We start from the raw sequence: 224 nt of genomic DNA, 5'->3' as shown, positions 1-224 counted from the left end.
GGTCCACAAGGAATACAAGGGGCACAAGGAATGCAAGGGCTACAAGGGCCGAGTGGAAATACAGGGGCAACCGGAGCGACAGGTCAGGGGATAACAGGTCCGACTGGAGTAACAGGTCCGACAGGGATCACTGGTCCGTCAGGAGGACCTCCTGGTCCGACGGGGCCAACTGGTGCGACAGGTCCGGGCGGTGGACCGAGTGGAAGTACAGGAGCAACAGGAGC

The 224-nt window shown here is 61.2% G+C and carries 1 protein-coding gene; it reads left to right on the top strand.

Annotated elements, in window-relative coordinates:
* Nucleotides 1-30: 30 nt before the first annotated feature.
* Nucleotides 31-224 (top strand): hypothetical protein (locus tag MR083_RS27405; protein WP_277931496.1); only part of this gene is annotated, 194 nt, incomplete at its 3' end.

Origin of the sequence: Bacillus cereus group sp. BfR-BA-01408 (assembly GCF_022663305.1) — a bacterium.
Lineage (GTDB): Bacteria > Bacillota > Bacilli > Bacillales > Bacillaceae_G > Bacillus_A > Bacillus_A pacificus.
This window is presented reverse-complemented; position numbering and strand designations above follow the sequence as displayed.